18 protein-coding genes are annotated in these 18,268 nt (G+C 68.5%); 9 read left to right on the plus strand and 9 right to left on the minus strand.

Annotated features, from left to right (window positions below; all coding sequences use genetic code 11):
• Positions 1 to 16: 16 nt before the first annotated feature.
• Positions 17 to 547 carry a ferritin gene (locus EV646_RS01860; protein ID WP_132143225.1) on the plus strand — a complete coding sequence of 177 codons (531 nt, stop codon included), beginning with the start codon at positions 17 to 19 and terminating at the stop codon, positions 545 to 547.
• A gap of 31 nt (positions 548 to 578) precedes the next feature.
• On the opposite strand, the gene EV646_RS01865 is transcribed toward EV646_RS01860, so the two are convergent.
• Positions 579 to 2,441 (minus strand): DUF2207 domain-containing protein, encoded by a 1,863-nt coding sequence (locus EV646_RS01865; RefSeq protein ID WP_132143227.1) that lies wholly within the window; start codon positions 2,439 to 2,441, stop codon positions 579 to 581.
• Between the two features lie 150 nt (positions 2,442 to 2,591).
• Here EV646_RS01865 and EV646_RS01870 point away from each other — a divergent pair, with 150 nt between their 5' ends.
• Entirely contained in the window at positions 2,592 to 4,724 is a 2,133-nt protein-coding gene (locus tag EV646_RS01870) for an elongation factor G-like protein EF-G2 (RefSeq protein ID WP_132143229.1), read from the plus strand.
• Here EV646_RS01870 and EV646_RS01875 read toward each other — a convergent pair.
• Genes EV646_RS01875 through EV646_RS01885 form a run of 3 tightly spaced genes read right to left on the minus strand, consistent with a single transcriptional unit; the run spans position 4,717 to position 7,279 of the window.
• Positions 4,717 to 5,961, minus strand: a complete 1,245-nt coding sequence (locus tag EV646_RS01875) for a tetratricopeptide repeat protein (RefSeq protein WP_132143231.1) — start codon at positions 5,959 to 5,961, stop codon at positions 4,717 to 4,719. The two genes, EV646_RS01870 and EV646_RS01875, sit on opposite strands and share 8 nt — an antisense overlap.
• On the minus strand, positions 5,958 to 6,833 hold the full coding sequence (locus EV646_RS01880) for a tetratricopeptide repeat protein (protein WP_132143233.1): 876 nt from the start codon (positions 6,831 to 6,833) through the stop codon (positions 5,958 to 5,960). The genes EV646_RS01875 and EV646_RS01880 overlap by 4 nt, the downstream gene beginning before the upstream one ends.
• Entirely contained in the window at positions 6,830 to 7,279 is a 450-nt protein-coding gene (locus EV646_RS01885) for a hypothetical protein (RefSeq protein WP_132143235.1), read from the minus strand. The genes EV646_RS01880 and EV646_RS01885 overlap by 4 nt, the downstream gene beginning before the upstream one ends.
• A 63-nt stretch (positions 7,280 to 7,342) precedes the next feature.
• Here EV646_RS01885 and EV646_RS01890 point away from each other — a divergent pair, with 63 nt between their 5' ends.
• From EV646_RS01890 to surE, 6 genes are all read left to right on the plus strand, one after another.
• Positions 7,343 to 7,747: an HIT family protein gene (locus EV646_RS01890; protein ID WP_132143237.1), complete on the plus strand. Its 405-nt coding sequence runs from the start codon at positions 7,343 to 7,345 to the stop codon at positions 7,745 to 7,747.
• A gap of 63 nt (positions 7,748 to 7,810) precedes the next feature.
• Positions 7,811 to 9,022: an MFS transporter gene (locus tag EV646_RS01895; RefSeq protein WP_132143239.1), complete on the plus strand. Its 1,212-nt coding sequence runs from the start codon at positions 7,811 to 7,813 to the stop codon at positions 9,020 to 9,022.
• Positions 9,023 to 9,026: 4 nt separating this feature from the next.
• On the plus strand, positions 9,027 to 9,653 hold the full coding sequence (locus EV646_RS01900; RefSeq protein WP_132143241.1) for an RNA polymerase sigma factor: 627 nt from the start codon (positions 9,027 to 9,029) through the stop codon (positions 9,651 to 9,653).
• Positions 9,650 to 9,883 (plus strand): anti-sigma factor family protein, encoded by a 234-nt coding sequence (locus tag EV646_RS01905; protein WP_132143243.1) that lies wholly within the window; start codon positions 9,650 to 9,652, stop codon positions 9,881 to 9,883. The genes EV646_RS01900 and EV646_RS01905 overlap by 4 nt, the downstream gene beginning before the upstream one ends.
• Positions 9,884 to 9,911: 28 nt before the next feature.
• Entirely contained in the window at positions 9,912 to 10,853 is a 942-nt protein-coding gene (locus EV646_RS01910) for a 1-phosphofructokinase family hexose kinase (RefSeq protein ID WP_241995152.1), read from the plus strand.
• Positions 10,850 to 11,629, plus strand: coding sequence for a 5'/3'-nucleotidase SurE (gene surE, locus EV646_RS01915; RefSeq protein WP_132143245.1), 780 nt, complete (start codon positions 10,850 to 10,852; stop codon positions 11,627 to 11,629). Before EV646_RS01910 ends, surE begins: the two co-directional genes overlap by 4 nt.
• On the opposite strand, the gene EV646_RS01920 is transcribed toward surE, so the two are convergent.
• From EV646_RS01920 to pgsA, 3 genes are read right to left on the minus strand one after another with little or no spacing between them, the layout of a single operon-like run.
• A complete protein-coding gene (locus EV646_RS01920; RefSeq protein ID WP_132143247.1) occupies positions 11,598 to 12,719 on the minus strand; it encodes a glycosyltransferase family 4 protein in 1,122 nt (373 codons plus the stop codon). The two genes, surE and EV646_RS01920, sit on opposite strands and share 32 nt — an antisense overlap.
• 10 nt (positions 12,720 to 12,729) lie before the next feature.
• Positions 12,730 to 13,599, minus strand: a complete 870-nt coding sequence (locus EV646_RS01925) for a phosphatidylinositol mannoside acyltransferase (RefSeq protein WP_132143249.1) — start codon at positions 13,597 to 13,599, stop codon at positions 12,730 to 12,732.
• A 3-nt stretch (positions 13,600 to 13,602) separates the two neighbouring features.
• Positions 13,603 to 14,277 carry a phosphatidylinositol phosphate synthase gene (gene pgsA / locus EV646_RS01930; protein ID WP_132143251.1) on the minus strand — a complete coding sequence of 225 codons (675 nt, stop codon included), beginning with the start codon at positions 14,275 to 14,277 and terminating at the stop codon, positions 13,603 to 13,605.
• Positions 14,278 to 14,416: 139 nt separating this feature from the next.
• Between pgsA and EV646_RS01935 the strand changes: the two genes are divergently transcribed.
• On the plus strand, positions 14,417 to 15,385 hold the full coding sequence (locus EV646_RS01935) for a hypothetical protein (RefSeq protein ID WP_241995154.1): 969 nt from the start codon (positions 14,417 to 14,419) through the stop codon (positions 15,383 to 15,385).
• 23 nt (positions 15,386 to 15,408) lie between these two features.
• On the opposite strand, the gene EV646_RS01940 is transcribed toward EV646_RS01935, so the two are convergent.
• Both EV646_RS01940 and thrS read right to left on the minus strand, forming a co-directional pair.
• Positions 15,409 to 15,909 carry an HIT family protein gene (locus tag EV646_RS01940; RefSeq protein WP_241995349.1) on the minus strand — a complete coding sequence of 167 codons (501 nt, stop codon included), beginning with the start codon at positions 15,907 to 15,909 and terminating at the stop codon, positions 15,409 to 15,411.
• A 134-nt stretch (positions 15,910 to 16,043) separates the two neighbouring features.
• Positions 16,044 to 18,065 (minus strand): threonine--tRNA ligase, encoded by a 2,022-nt coding sequence (gene thrS / locus EV646_RS01945; protein ID WP_132143255.1) that lies wholly within the window; start codon positions 18,063 to 18,065, stop codon positions 16,044 to 16,046.
• Positions 18,066 to 18,268: the final 203 nt, after the last annotated feature.

Here is an 18,268-nt window from a genome sequence, read left to right on the forward strand (position 1 = left end):
CCATTAGATTGACGCAATGAGCACGTACGAGAAGCTTCTGCAAGAACAGATCCGTAACGAATTCACGGCGTCACAACAGTATGTGGCAGTTGCTGTCTGGTACGACGACCAGGACCTGCCGCGGCTGGCGTCGCACTTCTACAAGCAGGCGCTGGAAGAGCGGGACCACGCGATGATGATGGTCCAGTACCTGCTCGACCGGGACGTCCGGCCGCAGATCCCGGGCGTCGGCGAGGTGGAGTTCGACTTCAAGTCGCCGCTGGAGCCGCTGGAGCTGGCACTGCAGCAGGAGATCACCGTCACCAAGCAGATCGAGACGCTGGCGCGGACGGCGCGGGACGAGAACGACTACATCGGTGAGCAGTTCATGCAGTGGTTCCTGAAGGAGCAGGTCGAGGAGGTCTCCGCGATGACGACGCTCGTCAACGTCGCGAAGCGGGCCGGCGACAACCTCTTCCACCTCGAAGACTTCCTCGCCCGCGAAGGCGCCGGCGACGCCGGAGCCGAAGACCCCACGGCTCCCCCCATCGCCGGCGGCAAGGTCTGAACACCCGAAACAACAGCTGGTTTCCGCAGGTTTACCAGCTGCCGCCGCCTCCGCCGCCTCCGCCGCCGCCTGAGGAGCCGCTGCTGAAGCCGGAGGAGCTGCCGCCGCCGGAGCCGGAGCTGGCTGGGGCGGGTGGTGGGTCGAAGGTGTGGGCGACGGTTGAGCTGAGGGCTCCGGCTGTCCAGCCGGAGGTGTAGTACGACGGGCCGGTGTACCAGTACGGGTCTTCAGGGATCCGCCCAGCTGCCACCAGCTGGGCGCAGACCTTCTGCCAGCGGTCGGCGAGACCGAACGCGATCGCCCACGGCAGGTACTTGCTGAAGATGTCCTCGCCCTCCTCGAACCGGAGCTGATCCGCCTCCGCCGTCGCGAGGTACTTCCGGAACCCGATCACCTGATCGGCCACAGCCCGCCCAGCCGGGTTCCGCTGCCCCTTCCCCTTCTTGCCGACCCAGATGCCGAGGGCGACCACCACCGCGATCCCAGGAAGCAGCACCATGACAATCGGCCCAGGGCTCTTGGTGATCCCGCCGAGCACCCCGGTGGCGATGATGACGAGGACCGTGAGCACGCCAACGCATCCGCAGCCGATGCCGCCCGTCGGCTTCCCGATGGCGCTCGGCAGCCGCTGATACCACCCGCGCTGCTTCACCTGATCCTTCAGCGCCTTGAGCATCCCGTCGTGCGCACGCCGCATCGAGTGATCACCGACCGGCGCCCGCCGCAGCACGATCTCCTCCCCCGGCTGCAGTGACGGGAACAGCCCTGAGAGCAACGCCTGCTCATGCGGCGCCGTCGCCGCACGCGCGTCCAGCAACACCGCCTTCTGATCGTTGCCGGTGTTGTCGATCCGTACGCCGCGCCGTACCGCCAGGTCGATCAGCGTCGCCGCCGTCTCCGTCGTCGACACCTTCGAGTCGATCAGCAGACCACCCTCGGCCACCGGGATCTTCGGCGGCGCGAACGCGACCGGGATCTGGTCCTCGTCGAGGTCGTCCTTGACCGGCTGCGCCGCGACTCCCGTCGGCGGGAACGTGCCCGGCGGCTGACCGGCGAACCGCAGGTCCCGGTTCCCGTTCTTCGAGTACAGCACCGCGCCAACAATCGCTGCGACCGTCACCCCACCGGCAGCGGCGAGCCCCGGAACATTCAGCCCGGCCCGCTCCAGCAACGAAGGCGGGTCGACCACGATCGGCGCATCGTTGCTGACCACCCCGGCCTTGATCCCGGCAACGATCGTCAACTGCTCACCGGCCGAAAGGTCGGTCGCCGAGAACACGCCCTTCCCGCCGCTCACCGCCTTCTGCGGGCACGCGGCCGTCGATCCGGCCGGCCCGGCGAAGCACTGCACCTGCTGGACCCCGTCAGGCACGGCGACGTTGACAGTGACCTGGTCGATCTCCGCGTCCCAGCTCGACCCGGTCGCGTCCCAGTACAGCTCGCTGTGATCCGCGAAATGCCGCAGCGCGCCGCGGACGTCGTACTTGATCGTGTACGTCGCCTGGTCGCCGACCGTCTCGTCCTCGGAACCGATCTTGATCCGGAGGATCTGGTCGCGCTGAGCGTTCTTCTTGGTCGTCTCAGTGGTGAACTGGTCGGGTGCGTCCGGCGACGAGACGGAGATGTTCGAGACGTCGTACTTCTGGTCCTCCGAGTCGTGGTCGGCGTACGGCTCGCGGATGATCAGGTCCCGGTAGATGCCGTGCCGGCCGTAGCTCGCGAACGCGTACAGGATCGTCTCCTGCACCTTCAGTACGCCGTCCGGCGTGACCGTGTAGTCGATCTTGAAGCTCTTCACCACGTCGCCGGGGGCGGCCGACGCCGGTACGGCGAAACCGAGGAGGGCCAGTGCGGCGACCAGCATCGTGACGACGGTGAAGAGAGCCCTTCGCATGTCGTGACAGTAACTGGAAGAGGGGGCCGAGCGGCGGTACGACGGGCTGGGCGGACGCTGACGCCTCAGCGGATTCTGAGAACACGCGGTCCGAAGACTCTTGTGCTGAGTGGCCGTTGGGGGAATCGTGGGTGGACCAGGAGGAACGTCATGGCAGACAAGACGAACACTTCCCAGGGCACCGGAGCCGCCCCCGCTGTGGACAGCCCGGCCGCCATTCGCAACGTGGTGCTCGTCGGCCCGTCCGGTGCCGGCAAGACCACTCTCGTCGAGGCCCTGCTGGTGGCCTCCGGGGTCCTGACCAGACCCGGCACCGTCCTGGACGGAACCACTGTGTGCGACTTCGACGACGCCGAGATCCGGCAGCAGCGGTCGGTCGGGCTCTCGCTGGCCTCGCTGCCGCACGACGGCGTCAAGGTGAACCTGATCGACACGCCCGGGTACGCCGATTTCGTCGGCGAACTGCGGGCCGGACTGCGGGCAGCCGACTGCGCGCTGTTCGTGATCTCGGCGAGCGAGGGCGTCGACGAGCCGACCAAGGCGTTGTGGCACGAGTGCGACCAGGTCGGGATGCCGCGGGCCGTCGTGATCACCAAACTCGACCACGCCCGGGCGAACTACCAGAACGCGCTCGCCACCGCGCAGGCCGCGTTCGGCGACAAGGTGCTGCCGCTCTACCTGCCCGCTGGTGACGGGCTGATCGGGCTGCTCTCCCAGTCGTACTACGCCTACTCCGGCGGCAAACGGTCGACCTCGGAACCGGACCCGTCGTACGCGGACCAGATCGAGGAGCTTCGCGGCTCGCTGATCGAAGGCATCATCGAGGAGTCCGAGGACGAGTCGCTGATGGACCGGTACCTCGGCGGCGAGGACATCGACCAGAAGGTGCTGATCGACGACCTCGAACGCGCGGTCGCCCGCGGCTCCTTCTTCCCGGTCCTGCCGATCTGCAGTGGTACGGGCGTCGGCACCTTCGAACTGCTCGAGGTCGCGACCAGCGGCTTCCCGGCGCCACCCGAGCACAGCATCCCCGAGGTGTTCTCGCCCCACGGCGTACCGCGGAAGGGAATCACCTGCGACCCGAGTGGGCCGCTGCTCGCAGAGGTGGTGAAGACGACGTCGGACCCGTACGTCGGCAGGGTCAGCCTGGTCCGGGTGTTCTCCGGCACCATCAGGCCCGACGCGACGGTTCACGTGTCGGGCCATTTCACGTCCTTCTTCGGTGAATCGCAGACCCACGCCGACCACGACGAGGACGAGCGGATCGGCACGCTGTCGTTCCCGCTGGGCAAGCATCAGCGGCCGGCCGGCGAGGTGATCGCCGGTGATCTGTGCGCGATCGGACGGCTCACCCGGGCCGAGACCGGCGACACACTGTCGGACAAGGCGGATCCGCTGTTGCTGAAGCCGTGGGACATGCCCGAGCCGCTGCTGCCGATCGCCGTACAGGCGCATGCCAAGACGGACGAGGACAAGCTGAGCGGCGGGTTGCAGCGGTTGGCGGCCGAGGACCCGACGCTGCGGATCGAGCAGAACCCGGAGACGCACCAGATCGTGCTGTGGTGCATGGGCGAGGCGCACTCGGACGTCGTACTCGACGCACTTTCGAACCGGTACGGCGTCACCGTCGACACGGTGGAGCTACGGGTGCCATTGCGGGAGACGTTCGGCGGGAAGGCCAAGGGGCACGGGCGGCATGTGAAGCAGTCCGGTGGACACGGGCAGTACGCCGTCTGCGACATCGAGGTGGAGCCGTTGCCGGAAGGGGACTTCGAGTTCGTCGACAAGGTGGTCGGCGGGGCGGTGCCGCGGCAGTTCATTCCGAGCGTCGAAAAAGGCGTGCGGGCGCAGATGGAGAAGGGCGTCGCGGCCGGCTATCCAGTGGTGAACATCCGCGTCACCCTGCTCGACGGAAAGGCGCACAGCGTCGACTCGTCGGACATGGCGTTCCAGATGGCTGGTGGGCTCGCGTTGAGGGAGGCTGCTGCGGCGACGAAGGTCAGTCTGCTCGAACCGGTCGATCTGGTCTCGGTACTCGTACCGGACGACCTGGTCGGTGCGGTGATGAGCGATCTTTCCGGGCGGCGTGGGCGGTTGCTCGGGACGGACAAGGTGGGCGACGACCGGACGCTGGTGAAGGCCGAGGTGCCGCAGGTGGAGATCACCCGGTACTCGATCGACCTCCGGTCCCTCTCGCATGGGTCCGCGTCGTTCACCCGCTCGTTCGCGCGCTACGAACCGATGCCCGAGTCGGCCGCAACCAAGGTGAAGGCGTCTAGCTGAGGCGACGACGGACGTCGCGGCTGCGCAGGTAGGCCGCGACGTCGTCGTACCGTTCGCTCTGGTTGGCGAACTCGATGTACGACCGGACGCGGTGCAGCCAGTCGAGGGTCGACGGCTTCACCGTGGGCAGCGCCGCGGTGAGGTGCCGCATCGACAGCGGCGGCTCGCCACCGCTGGTGAGCGCCTCGTCGATCACCCGGTCGACGCCGCGCTCGACCAGCGCACGCAGATCCGCGCCGCTGAACATCGGCGTCTGCGCGGCGAGCGCCTTCAGCTCGAGTCCGTCGGCCGGCACGTCCTTGATCAGCACCGACAGGATGTCGGCACGCGCCGGCTCGTCCGGCGGCGGCACGAAGATCACCCGGTCGAATCGGCCCGGCCGCAGCATCGCCTCGTCCACGTCCCACGGCGCGTTGGTCGCGGCGAGGACGAGCAGGCCCTCGTTCTCGGAGCCGATCGCGTCGAGCTCCTGCAGCAGTACGTCGACCAGCCGGCGAGCCTCGGAACCACCGTGCTTGTGTCGCGCGAAGGCCAAGGCGTCCAGCTCGTCGAGGAACAGTACGCACGGGGCGTTCGCACGAGCGCGCTCGAAGGCGGCATGCAGGTTGCGCTCGGAGACGCCGAGGTACGGGTCCATCACGTCCTCGATCCGGACGTTGATGAACGGCAGCCCGCACTCCCCCGCGGTCGCCCGCGCCAGCAGCGTCTTTCCACAACCCGGCGGCCCGTAGAGCATCACGCCGCCGCCGGACTTCCGCCCGTACTTCTCGTACAGCTCCGGGCGGCTGAGCGGCAGGATCACCATCCGGTGGATGACCCGCTTGATGTCCTCCATCCCGCCGACCTGGTCGAAGGTCGTGGTCTCCTTCGGCGCCTCCACGTCGTACGGCGTCTCGGCCTCGGGCCCGAGCTTGATCTTGACCCCGCTACGCTCGGTGATCATCTCGTCGACCAGCTGCTGCAGCCGCCCGGTCCCCTCGACGACGCCCTTCTGCCGGGCCGCCTCGAGCAGGTTCCGCAGCAGCGCGAGGCGTCCATTGGCCGCGGCCAACTCGCCAACCGGCACGAACTGGTCGTCAGGCAATCCCTGCTGATCGAGGAGTACGACGTACTGGTCGAGGGCCGGCTCGATGTCGCCCGCGGTGACCAGCGACTCGGCCAGGACGAGCCTGAGCAAGACATCGTCCGGGTTGGCCTCAACTGCCTTCCGCAGGGCCGCGATGCGATCGTTGCTCATGCTCCCCACTTCCTGTTGATCCAGCGGCGTACCAAGGGCGGGGCCACCCACGAGTAGACGCAGAAGCCGAACCAGCCGATCGCGACGACGAAGGACAGCGGCGCCAGACCGGCGGCGCGGAGTCCATAGATGACCGCGACCGCGCCGATCCAGACGACCAGCGGATTGACGCGCTGGAACGGGCGGAGCGGGCGCATCAGCGGGTGGTTGATCAGCTTCGCCTCGCGGGCCGCCGCGCGCAGGTCCGCGTCGCCGGGCTGGGACGCGGCGGCCGAGGCGAGCGAGTTGTAGCCGGCGCGGGCGTCGCCGGTGAGCATCGACGCCGTACCGTGCAGGGCTCGGGCTCCGGGATCCTCGGGGTCGTGCGACAGCGCCTCGGTGCTGTGGCGGTGCATGTCCCGGTCCTTGCCGAGGGCGAACGCGACCTGGGCTCGGGCGGCTGAGACTGCGGCGCTCTCTGGCGCTTGGGAGGCGGCGCGTTCGACCAATGCGTTCGCCTTCTGTGCTTGGCCGGCGGCGAGGCACACCTGGGCGTAGCCGATCAGGAGGTCGGGATCGTTCGGGTCGAGGCTGAGGCCCTGCAGGAACGCGGCCTCGGCTTCCGGCAGGCGCCCTTCCGCGCGGAGCGACGACCCGAGCATGTGCAGCATCGGAAGGAACGGGCCGTGCTGCGCGAGTCCGTCCCGCAGTACGTCGATGGCCTCGCCGTTGCGGTCCAGCGCGTGCAGTGCGGCTCCACGGAACAGGTACGCACGGTAGTCGACGGCCGCGTCGCCCCAGAGGCCCTGGAGTTCGTCGAGGGTGCGTTCGGGGCGGCCGATCTGGAGCCAGTGACCGGCCATCTGGAGGCGGGACTCGGTTGGTTCGTTCACAGCGCCACCGCCACCAGGAGCAGGATCACGGCTTCGGCGATAGCGCCACCGATCGTCACGGCGATGCCGGGACCCCAGAGCGATGCGTAGTCCACGCCGCGGAGCTGGAACGCACGGTCCATCGGGCGCTGGATCCGAAGCTGGACCAGGCAGCACACGACCGCCACCGCGCGGATCGCCACTCTCAGCCCGGACGTAACGGAGCCGTCGGTGTGGAGCAGCGAGAACACCGCGATCACCGCGACCAGGCCGCCCGCGCCGGTGAGCAGGATCAGGCGGCGCTTGGCCGCGTCCACGCCGAGCCGCCGGGCGTTGAGGAACGCGATCACCGTCGATGCGATCACGCCGCCGAAGAAGGCGACGTACGTCTGGGACATCAGCCGCCACGGGCGCACCGTCAGGTCCATACCGGCGCCGATCGTCGGGCGCAACAGTTCGTCCGGCATGGGGCTCCTCGGCGGCCTCAGAATGAGCAGGGGTCCGGCTCGCGCAGTGTATAGCCTGGGCCGATGAGCGAGAACTGCCTCTTCTGCGGGATCGTGGCCGGGACCATTCCGTCGACGCAGGTCGCGTCGACCGACCGGGCGATCGCGTTCATGGACATCAACCCCGCGACGGCCGGTCACCTGCTGGTGGTGCCGCGCGCCCACTCGACCGACCTCCGCGAGGCCGACGCCGAGGACCTGACCGCGGCGACGCTGCTGGCGCAGTCGCTGGTCGGCCTGGTGATCGAACGACTCGACGCCGACGGCGCCAACCTGCTGAGCTGCATCGGCTCGGCTGCGTGGCAGAGCGTTTTCCACACGCACCTGCACGTCATCCCCCGCTACAAGGACGACCCGCTGCAACTCCCCTGGCACCCCACTTCGGGCGACATGGACGCGATCCAGGCGACCGCCGCCAAACTCCTGTAACACTTCCCCACCCTCATGACTCTGCAGAGCTGAACGGATAACCCGAGCCCTGCAGAGGTAGTCATGTCGAACGCGGTCGCCATCGCACCTGTAGAACCCTGCCTCGGGTTGAGGCAACGGATGCTGCCCTTGTGGGTGGGGACGTTTCTTCAAGGGTTTGCGTTGTGGGTGCCGGTGGAGAAGTTGTTCATGAGTGGGATCGGGTTCGACGCGGCGACGATCGGGGTGATGGTTGGGGCGTATGCCGCGTTGGTGCCGTTTGCCGAGGTGGTGTCGGGGGTGCTCGCGGATCGGTGGTCTCGGCGGGGGGTGCTGATGCTCGCGGGCGTGGCGATGCTGCTGAGTGTGTTCGTCGGCGCCGTGAGCTGGAACGTTCCGACGTACGTCGTGGCCGCGCTGCTGTTCGGCGTGTACTTCGCGATGTACTCCGGGACCGTCGAGGCGGTCGTGTACGACTTGGTGCTCGAGGAGACCGGGGACGGCGAGCGGTACGAGCGGGAGATCGGCCGGGTCCGGTTCGTCGAGAGCGTGGCGCTGGTGGCGAGCGCGCTGGCCGGTGGGTGGCTCGCCTCGGTGCTGTCGACTCGGGCGACGTACTTTCTGACGCTGCCGTTCGTGGTGCTGTACCTGGTCGCGATCAGCCGGTTCTGCGAGCCCCGCCTGCACCAGGCCGGTGAACGGACCTCGCTGCGCCAGCACGTCACCATCGCCTATCGCGCGATCACTCACCGCGGCCGGCTGGTCCCGATCGCGGCGGCGTCGATCATGGCGGCGATGATCCTGCAGGCGATGTTCGAGTTCGGCCCGTTGTGGCTGATCACGCTCGACGCGTCGGCCGTGTACTACGGCCCGTTCTGGGCCCTGCTGGTCGCGACTCTTGGGGCCGGCGGTTTGCTGGCCGGCCGGCTTCGCCTCGATCGGCCGGTGCCGGTGGCGATCGTCGTACTGGTCATGCTCGCGGCTTGCCTGACGCTGACGAGCAGCCGCGACCTCGCTGCGTTGACGATCGCGATGGTCGCTCTCACGTTCCTGCTGGTGGTGATCGGCATCCACGTGAGCCGGTTGATGCATGACGCCGTACCGTCGACGATCCGGACCGGTGTCGCGTCCGGGATCAGTGCCGTGTCCTGGCTGGTGTTCACACCGTTCGCGCTGGTGTTCGGTGCCGTGAGCAAGCAGTTCGGCGTCTATGTGTCCGGGTGGATGTTGACCGGTGCGGTCGCCTTGGCCGGTGCGGCGCTCGTCTGGGTCCGGCAGCATGCTCCACTACGCTGACTCGATGGCTGGGTTGCCGGCTGACGACGTACTGGTCGCGCGATTGCGGAGCGGCGACGAGGACGCGTTCGCGCTCCTGCTGGACGGGTGGTCGGGCGGGATGCTGCGGCTGGCCCGCTCGTTCGTGTCGACCGAGGCGTCCGCGGCGGAGGTCGTGCAGGAGACTTGGCTCGCCGTCATCGAGGGCATCGACGGGTACGAAGGCCGGTCGTCGCTCAAGACCTGGGTCTACCGGATCCTCACCAATACGGCCAAGCGACGCGGGATCCGGGAACACAAGGTTGTCCCGATGAGCAGCGTCGACGACTCCGGTCCGACCGTGGATCCGAGCCGCTTCCGCCCGGCCGGCGATCCTTTCGCCGGGCATTGGTGGCAGTTCCCGCCGTCCTGGCCGACCCCTGAGCAGGGTCTGATGAGCAGCGAGGTCCGGGCGTATTTGGCCGAGGCATTGGCCGGGTTGCCCGAGCGTCAGCGCCTGGTCGTCGTACTGCGTGATGTCGAAGGACGCCCGTACGACGAAGTGTGCGAACTGCTGGGCATCACGGCGGCGAACCAGCGGGTGCTGCTGCACCGGGCGCGAGCGTTCCTGCGCGGCAAACTGGAGGAGTACTACCTGGAGGAAGGTTCATGAGTCTTGATTGCCGGGATTTTGTCGAGCAGGTGACCCTGTTCCTCGACGGCGCGTTGGCGCCTGAGGCGGAGCAGGACATGATCGACCACCTCGCCCTGTGCGACGGATGTGAGCGCTATCTCGACCAGATGCGCCAGACCGCCCGCGCCCTCGAGGACCTTCCTGCCGACGCCTTGCCTGGGGATACCCGGAGCACGCTGATCGACACGTTCCGCTCCCGCCGGGCCTGACTCCCGGCCCGTTGGGTACCGGGTGGGCATGGCTGAGGGTGTGCCTGAAGGTGTCATGGTGTTCGCGCCGATGCCGCAGCTGACCGTGATGGTGGAGAAGCCGGGCGACGAGCCCGAACTGCACCTGCACGCGGGCGGTCAGGGGCTGTGGCAGGCGCGGATGATCTCGTCGCTGGGCGTACCGGTCACGTTCTGCGCCGTACTCGGGCAGGGCGAGGTCGGCCGGGTGCTGATCTCGCTGATCGAGGCGGAAGGGCTGACACTCAAGGCGGTACGGCGACACGCGGACAGCGGCTGGTACGTCCACGAGCGGCTTGGTGAGGAGCGCAACGTCCTCGCCGAGAATCCGGGGTCGCCACTCGGACGCCACGATGGCGACGAGCTCTACGCGCTGGCGCTGTCGGAGGGGCTGAAGGCAAACTTCTGCGTGCTGAGCGGAGCCGCCGATCCCAACCTCGTCCCGCCGGACGTCTACAGCCGCCTGGGACGCGACTTGCACAGCAACGGCACGCCGATCGCCGCCGATCTGGTCGGTGACCATCTCGAGGCCGTCCTGGACGCGAATCCGGTATTCATCAAGATCAGTGACGAGGAACTGCACGCGGACGGACTGGCCGACAAGGACGACGAGGAGACCATCGTCAAGGCCGGCCGGCAGCTGGTGGAGCGAGGCGCCGGGACTGTCGTCATCAGCCGGGCGGAGAAGCCGGCGATCGCGCTGACCGACGACTCGGCGTTCCATGTCGTCGTACCGGAGCTGAGCGTGCGCGATCACCGCGGAGCCGGTGACTCCATGACCGCCGGCGTGGTCGCGGTACTCGCGCAAGGCGGCGACATGCAGCAAGCGATCCGCACCGGAGCCGCGGCCGGTGCACTCAACGTCACCCAGCACGGCCTGGGCGCCGGTCGCCCAGACGCAATCGCCGAGCTGGTCAAGCTAGTCCGACTCGAACCACTGGAGTTCCCGTGAGAGTTCTGGTCACCAACGACGACGGCATCAAGGCTCCTGGTTTGCGGGCACTTGCTGGGGCCGCGCGGGAGGAAGGCTTCGAGGTCGTCGTTGCCGCGCCGGCCGAGGAAGCCAGCGGTGTGAGCGCGGCCATGAGTGCCTACCTCGAACAGGGCCAGGTGCCGATCACCCGGGTAGATCTGGCCGGGCTTGGCGGGATTCCGGCGTACGGCGTCGGCGCGTCGCCGGCGTACATCGTCGTACTGGCGACTCTCGACGCATTCGGGCCGGCGCCGGATCTGGTGCTGTCGGGGATCAATCGCGGCGCCAACGCCGGGCGGGCGATATTGCATTCGGGGACTGTGGGCGCGGCCTTCACCGCCGCGGCGTACGGGATGCCCGCGCTGGCGGCATCGCTCGACGTACTGTCGCCGCTGAGCGCCGAGCGCGGCGGCAACGCGCTCAAGGTGCTCGACGAGAGCAGTGACGAGGCGCACAACTGGCCGACCGCCGCTCAGTACGTCCGGGACCTGCTGCCTCGGCTCAGCGAGCTGGAGGACGGGTATGTGCTCAACCTCAACGTTCCGGACCGGCCGCCGGGTGAGGTGAAGGGGATGGAGCGGGCGACGCTGGCCCGGTTCGGTCAGGTGCAGATGGCCGTGGCGGAGTCCGGTGAGGACTTCGTACGTACGTCGGTGGAGGAGAACCGGGCCCGCGCGGACGAGGGCACCGACATCGCTCTCCTCACCGACGGCTACGCCACCCTCACCACAGTCCGCGCTGTCGCCGAGGTCTAGCGACGAGTTCGTAGACCGACATCAGCTCTGGGAGCAGCACTGACCAGTCATAGCGTTGTACGGCGGTCAGTCCGGCGGTGTGGAGCTTGAGTCGCTCGTCGGGCGTGCTCAGGAGCTTTAAAGCGCGGGCGGTCAGTTCGGTGTGGTCGCCGGGCTCGAACAGCTCCCCCAGCCTGCCGCCGTCGAGCACCTGCCGGAACGCGGGAAGGTCGCTCGCGACGACTGGCGCGCCCGCGGCCATCGCCTCGAGGAGGACGATCCCGAAGCTCTCACCGCCCAGGTGTGGGGCGACGTAGACGTCCGAACCCGCGAGCATGTCGGCGCGGGCCTCGTCGTCGATCGCGCCGAGGAAGAAGACGTTGTCGCGGCAGCGCGCCGGCAGGGAGCGGCTGGCTTCGTCGCCTTGACCAGTGCCGGCCACAAGGATCCGCAGATTGGGGCGTTCGGCAACCAGTGCCGGGACGGCTTTCAGCAGGACGCCGAGGCCTTTGCGGGGTTCGTCCATCCGGCCGAGGAAGCTGATGGTGCCGTCACTGCCCTGCCACTCGGAGCGTGGGGTGCCTTTGAAACGGGACGTGTAGAGGCCGTTCGGGATGACTACGGCCTCGCCGCCGACGTGCTGGACCATCATCGAGCGGGCGTTCTCGGAGACAGCGATCCGGGCGTCGATCTTCTCCAGCGCCGGGCGGAGCAGGCCGGCCGCGGCGCTCATCGCGCGGGATCGGACCTGCCAGGTGTGGAAGGTCGCGACGAACGGGCCTTCGGCGGACCACAGCGCGATGATCGAGGCGCTCGGGGTGGTCGGCTCGTGCACGTGGACGACGTCGAAGTTGCCCTCGGTCAACCAGCTCTTCACCCGGGCCGCGGTACGTGGGCCGAAGGTGACGCGGGCGACCGACCCGTTGTACGGAACACCGACAGCCCGGCCTGACGAGACGACGTACGGCGGGACTGTGTCGGCGGCGTCGACGGGTGCGAGGACAGAGACCTCGTGGCCGAGGGCAAGGAGCGCTTCGGCGAGGTCGCGGACGTGGTTCTGCACCCCGCCAGGCGTGCCCAGCGAGTACGGGCACACCACACCGATCCTCACGCCATGATTGTTACTCGGTCAGGAAAATCCTCTGCAGCATGTGCCAGTCTTCGGGGTGGGCGGCGATTCCCTGGGCGAAGGCGTCGGCACAGCGCTGGGTCATGGCGGTCGTGCCGCCGTCTTGGTCGACTGTGTCGTGGAAGGTGATGACCAGGTCCGGGCCGTCGTAGTGGAGGGTCGCGGGAATGAGCGGCGCGCCGGTTCGCAGGCTCAGCGCGGCCGGGCCGGCGGGCATCCGGGACGGGCGGCCGAAGAACGTCACCGGGACGCCGCGTTCGGACAGATCCCGGTCGGCGACCAGGCAGACGAAGCCGCCGGCTTTGAGGCGTTCCGCGAGTACGCCGACGACGTCTTGGTCGCTGCCGGTCAGCGGGAGGACCTCCATGCCGAGCTTCTTGCGGTAGGCAATGAAGCGGTCGAACAACGACTCCGGCCGCAGCCGCTCCGCCACAGTCGACACCGGCATCCCAGTCCGACCGGCCCAGGCGCCGGCGTGGTCGTAGTTCGCCAGGTGCGGGAGGGCGCAGATGACGCCGCGGCCGGCCGCGTAGGCGTCACGCAGAAGCTTCTCGTTGACGGTGCGGACGCGGCCGACGATCTCCGCGTCCGTCCACTCCGGCAGCCGGAACGCCTCCTGCCAGTACCGCAGGTACGACCGCATCCCGTCCCGCGTCAGCCTGTCCAACTCCGCCGCATCGGCATCCGGCCTCACCACAGCGAGGTTGCCCCGCAACCGCTGCGCGCCGCGCCCATCCCGCCGTACGACGAAGTCCGCGATACGCCGGAACAACCACGTGACGGTCCGCTCCGGCAGCCGCCGTACGAGCGCCCAGGCCAACGCAAACGCGAGGTCGACCACCCCGTGGCGAATGCCCTCCATCGCTCAGTCTTCAGAGCCCGGCTCAGCCGCGTCCGCAGGGGGCGGGGTGTCGAGGCCGGCGTTCGCGGGGTCCGCGAGGACCTGTTTGCGGACGGAGAGGGAGCGCTGGATGACGGTAATGGTGCTGGCGATGGCCAGCGCCCAGAGGACGATCTTCAGCAGGATCGGGAGGTTGAGGACGTCGGAGAAGAAGGCGATGACCAGCACCGAGACCAGGCGGTCGGAGCGTTCAGCCAGGCCGCCGCTCGCGTGCAGGCCGAGACTTTCCGCCTTGGCCCGCGCGTACGACGTGGTCGCGCCCATCACCAGCGCCCACAGCGTGACCGCCGCCATCAGGGTCGAGTCGCCGGCCTTCGAGTTGGCGTAGTACATCACCAGCCCGCCGAAGACCGCGCCGTCGCCGAGCCGGTCCAGGGTGGAGTCCAGGTAGGAGCCCCACTTCGACGACGTCCCGGACGTCCGCGCCATGTAGCCGTCGATCAGGTCCGAGAACACGAAGCAGGTGATGATCACCACGCCCAGCCACAGCTGGCCGCGCGGGAAGAAGATCAGCGCACCGGCGGACACCCCGATGGTGCCCACCAGCGTGACCGTGTCGGGTTTGACACCGAGCCTGAGCAGGAGGTTGGCGATCGGCGTGATCACCTTGGTCCAGAACTGCCGGAATCTGTTAAGCATGGCGACGCGATCGTAGTCCAGCCGGATCACTGTCCGGTCACATGCCACCCCACTGGCACCCTGCCATCCAGCCGTCCACCTGCGGGCGAGCCGGTTTCGGGCCATTCTTGGAGGAAGCACTCCTGCTGGAGGTGGCCGCATGCGAGTGAGGACGCTGCCGACCGCGGTGGTGGGCGTACTCGTCGCGTGCGCGCTGGCCGCCGGCTGCTCCGTGGCGCGCCGGGCCGACAGCGCCAGGCCACTCCCGTCCCCCTCGCCTGTGCCCGCCGTAGTACCCACCGTGATCGCTCCCCCACAGGCCGAGGGCCTCGACGGTACGGAGGGTGCACCCGGACCACAGGTGTGTACGGCGATCACCCACACCCTGACGGCTGAACTCCGCACCACTGTCGCGGCGAAGCCCAACGCCTGGAACGACGGCGGGCTGCCCGCGCTCGACCTCTGCACTCTCCTGGTCGAGCAACGCCCAGTCACTATCGGGGTGAGCGCACTGCCCCGCCAGCCGGACTCCGTGGAGCGGCTGCTCGCCGACGCCGGTACGACGGCACCGTTGGCCGAGCTCGGCCCGGCCGCGCAGATCGCGCAGTCCAGGATCGTCTTCGTCGTCGGCGATCGGGTCGTGCGGATCACCCCAGCGGGCGGCATCGACCGCCGTACCGCATCTGCCATCGACCGCGCCACGGCCGTCGCTATCGCCGAGGCGACGCGAGACGCCGTACCCCGGAATCTCCGGAATGCACGGCAGGCCGACTCGGCGTGCCAACTGGCGAACTCCGCAGCGGAGCGGTTCATCGGCCTGCAGGTCCAGCTGCGACGGGACTATCGGGTGCACGGTGCGCTCACGTGTATCTGGGGGTCGTACGCCGCGACTGTGTCGATCGTGGAGGCGTTCGACCAGCCGTCCATTCCGGAGGCGCAGCGCGTACCGCCACCACGTCTCGCGCCGATCGGGCAGCCTGGCTACTACCTGCCGGAGCAAGGCGAACTCGTCTTCCGCCAAGGCCGCCGGGTGGTGCGCGTCACCGGGCTCACCAACCCACCGGGCGCGGTCCCGCTCGACACGCTCCTCGAGATCGTCGACCCGCTCCTACCACTCTTTCTCCGGTGACGGCCGGCTGCGGGCAGCCCCTGTTACTCCGGTGATGGCCAGGACTTGGCCAGCAGGGCGCGGGTGTCCGGGAGGAGCTGCGGCAGCACCTTCGTGTGGGCGATCGCGGGCATGAAGTTGGTGTCGCCGGCCCAGCGCGGCACGACATGCTGGTGGAGGTGGGCGGCGATGCCGGCGCCGGCGATCTCGCCCTGGTTCATGCCGATGTTGAAGCCGTGCGCCCCCGACACCGTCCGGACCGCCTGCATCGCCTGCCGAGTCAGCGCCGCCACATCGGCGACCTCTTCGTCCGTGAGCTCGGTGTAGTCCGCGACATGCCGGTACGGCACGACCATCAGGTGCCCGGGGTTGTACGGATACAGGTTCAGTACGGCGTACGCCGCCGGCCCGCGCTGCACGATCAGCGCATCAGCGTCCGGCAATCCCGGCAACCGGCAGAACGGGCAGCCCGATCCCGCCTCGGAGCTGGTCGGCTTGTTCTCCCCCTCGATGTACGCCATCCGATGCGGCGTCCACAGCCGCATGAACGGATCAGGCACTCCGGCCCCGTCCTGCGCCAGCAACTCATCCGGCTCGTACGGCGACCCCGGCGCGCCGCCTGGATCGGCGGAGGACGGGAGCGGTTCGTCGGCGGAGGACGGCTGGTCGGGGGTACCCGTCATACCTGCTCGCGCTTCTCGACGGCTTCGACGATTGCGCTGACCGCGTCGGCGATCGGGACGCCGTTCTGCTGCGAGCCGTCGCGGTACCGGAACGACACCGACCCGGCGGCCATGTCGTCGTCACCGGCGATCAGCATGTACGGCACCTTGGACTTCTGCGCGTTGCGGATCTTCTTCTGCATCCGGTCGTCGGACGAGTCGACCTCGACCCGGATCCCCTGTGCCTTCAGCTGCGCGGCGACGTCGTACAGGTAGTCCACATGGCCGTCGGTCACCGGGATGCCGACCACCTGGACCGGAGCCAGCCAGGGCGGGAAGGCGCCCGCGTAGTGCTCGGTGAGGACGGCGACGAACCGCTCGATCGAGCCGAAGAGCGCGCGGTGGATCATCACCGGACGCTGCCGCGACCCGTCCGGCGCGGTGTACTCCAGCTCGAACCGCTCCGGCAGGTTGAAGTCCAGCTGGATCGTCGACATCTGCCAGGTCCGGCCGATCGCGTCCTTGGCCTGGACCGAGATCTTCGGACCATAGAACGCGGCGCCGCCCGGATCCGGGACCAGCTCCAGGCCGGAGCTCTCGGCGACCTCGCGCAGGGTCTCGGTCGCTTCCTCCCAGACCTCGTCGGAGCCGACGAACTTGTCCGGGTTCTTGGTGGACAGCTCGAGGTAGAAGTCGTCCAGGCCGTAGTCGGCGAGCAGGCCGAGCACGAAGGTCAGCAGGTTGCGCAGCTCGTCGCGCATCTGCTCACGGGTGCAGTAGATGTGCGCGTCGTCCTGGGTGAAGCCGCGGGCCCGGGTCATCCCGTGCACGACACCGGACTTCTCCATCCGGTACACCGTGCCGAACTCGAACAGCCGCAGCGGCAGCTCACGGTACGACCGGCCGCGGGCGCCGAAGATCAGGTTGTGCATCGGGCAGTTCATCGGCTTGAGGTAGTAATCCTGGCCCTGCTTGCGGATCTGCCCGTCCGCGCCGCGCTCCTCGTCCAGGTGCATGGGCGGGTACATGCCGTCGGCGTACCAGTCCAGGTGGCCCGAGGTCTCGAACAGCTGTCCCTTGGTGATGTGGGGTGAGTAGACGAACTCGTACCCGTCCTCGACGTGCCGCTGGCGGGAGTAGTCCTCCATCACCTTGCGCAGTACGCCGCCCTTTGGGTGGAACACGGCGAGGCCGGAGCCGATCTCGTCCGGGAAGCTGAACAGGTCGAGCTCCGTGCCGAGCTTGCGGTGGTCGCGCTTGGCGGCCTCCTCCAGCCGGGTCAGGTACGCCTTCAGCTCGTCCTTGGACTCCCACGCCGTACCGTAGATGCGCTGGAGCTGCGGGTTCTTCTCGCTCCCCCGCCAGTACGCCGCCGCGGTCCGCATCAGTTTGAAGTTGCCCAAGTACCCGGTCGCGGGGACGTGTGGCCCGCGGCAAAGGTCCTTCCAGGCGACGCTGTCGTCACGCCGTACGTTGTCGTAGATGGTGAGCTCGCCGCCGCCGACCTCGACGCTCGCGCCCTCGGCCGCGTCCGCTGCCGAGCCTTTGATGCCGATCAGCTCCAGCTTGTACGGCTCGCTCGCCAGTTCGCCGCGTGCGTCGTCGTCGGAGACCACCCGGCGGCTGAACCGCTGCCGCTCCTTGATGATCTGCTGCATCTTCTTCTCGAGCTTGCCCAGGTCGTCCGGAGTGAACGGCGTGGGCACGTCGAAGTCGTAGTAGAAGCCGTTCTCCACCGGCGGTCCGATGCCGAGCTTCGCCTCCGGGAACAGCTCCTGCACCGCCTGCGCGAGGACGTGCGCGGTCGAGTGCCGGATGATCGCCCGGCCGTCCTCGGACCCGGCCTTGACCGGCTCGATCTCGTCGCCGTCGGCGACCACCCGGGACAGGTCCCGCAGCTCACCGTTGACGCGGGCGGCGATGGCGGAGCGGTCCTGACCGAAGATCTCGGCGAACAGCTCCCCGATCGTCGTCGTCTCGGTCACACTCCGCTCAGCCTCGCCCTCGACGCCGATCAGATGGACCTTGACTTCCGACACGTTCACTCCTCTTTCCGTGGGCTCGCGGAACTGCGGGCCTTCACGCACAGATGGTATCCACTTCCGCGCCGCGTCCTGACGCCGTATCCACAGGGTCCGCTCCAGGGGTCCGCAGGACCTTACGAAAGTCGGGGGTAAGTCCCACCGTTGGTCCAATGCGGCGGCGGGGTCCGGATTCCTAGGTTCTAAGCAACGTTCCAGAA

The sequence above is a fragment of the Kribbella antiqua genome, assembly GCF_004345665.1.
Lineage (GTDB): Bacteria > Actinomycetota > Actinomycetes > Propionibacteriales > Kribbellaceae > Kribbella > Kribbella antiqua.

What these genes read in the sequence shown, in the direction of transcription:
- EV646_RS01870 (WP_132143229.1), top strand. Translation starts at nt 2,592, where the DNA reads ATGGCAGACAAGACGAACACTTCCCAGGGCACCGGAGCCGCCCCCGCT.
- EV646_RS01865 (WP_132143227.1), bottom strand. Translation starts at nt 2,441, where the DNA reads ATGCGAAGGGCTCTCTTCACCGTCGTCACGATGCTGGTCGCCGCACTG.
- EV646_RS01910 (WP_241995152.1), top strand. Translation starts at nt 9,912, where the DNA reads ATGGCTGAGGGTGTGCCTGAAGGTGTCATGGTGTTCGCGCCGATGCCG.
- EV646_RS01900 (WP_132143241.1), top strand. Translation starts at nt 9,027, where the DNA reads ATGGCTGGGTTGCCGGCTGACGACGTACTGGTCGCGCGATTGCGGAGC.
- EV646_RS01925 (WP_132143249.1), bottom strand. Translation starts at nt 13,599, where the DNA reads ATGGAGGGCATTCGCCACGGGGTGGTCGACCTCGCGTTTGCGTTGGCC.
- EV646_RS01875 (WP_132143231.1), bottom strand. Translation starts at nt 5,961, where the DNA reads ATGAGCAACGATCGCATCGCGGCCCTGCGGAAGGCAGTTGAGGCCAAC.
- EV646_RS01895 (WP_132143239.1), top strand. Translation starts at nt 7,811, where the DNA reads ATGTCGAACGCGGTCGCCATCGCACCTGTAGAACCCTGCCTCGGGTTG.
- EV646_RS01935 (WP_241995154.1), top strand. Translation starts at nt 14,417, where the DNA reads ATGCGAGTGAGGACGCTGCCGACCGCGGTGGTGGGCGTACTCGTCGCG.
- pgsA (WP_132143251.1), bottom strand. Translation starts at nt 14,277, where the DNA reads ATGCTTAACAGATTCCGGCAGTTCTGGACCAAGGTGATCACGCCGATC.
- EV646_RS01890 (WP_132143237.1), top strand. Translation starts at nt 7,343, where the DNA reads ATGAGCGAGAACTGCCTCTTCTGCGGGATCGTGGCCGGGACCATTCCG.
- EV646_RS01905 (WP_132143243.1), top strand. Translation starts at nt 9,650, where the DNA reads ATGAGTCTTGATTGCCGGGATTTTGTCGAGCAGGTGACCCTGTTCCTC.
- EV646_RS01940 (WP_241995349.1), bottom strand. Translation starts at nt 15,909, where the DNA reads ATGCGGCTGTGGACGCCGCATCGGATGGCGTACATCGAGGGGGAGAAC.
- EV646_RS01860 (WP_132143225.1), top strand. Translation starts at nt 17, where the DNA reads ATGAGCACGTACGAGAAGCTTCTGCAAGAACAGATCCGTAACGAATTC.
- EV646_RS01885 (WP_132143235.1), bottom strand. Translation starts at nt 7,279, where the DNA reads ATGCCGGACGAACTGTTGCGCCCGACGATCGGCGCCGGTATGGACCTG.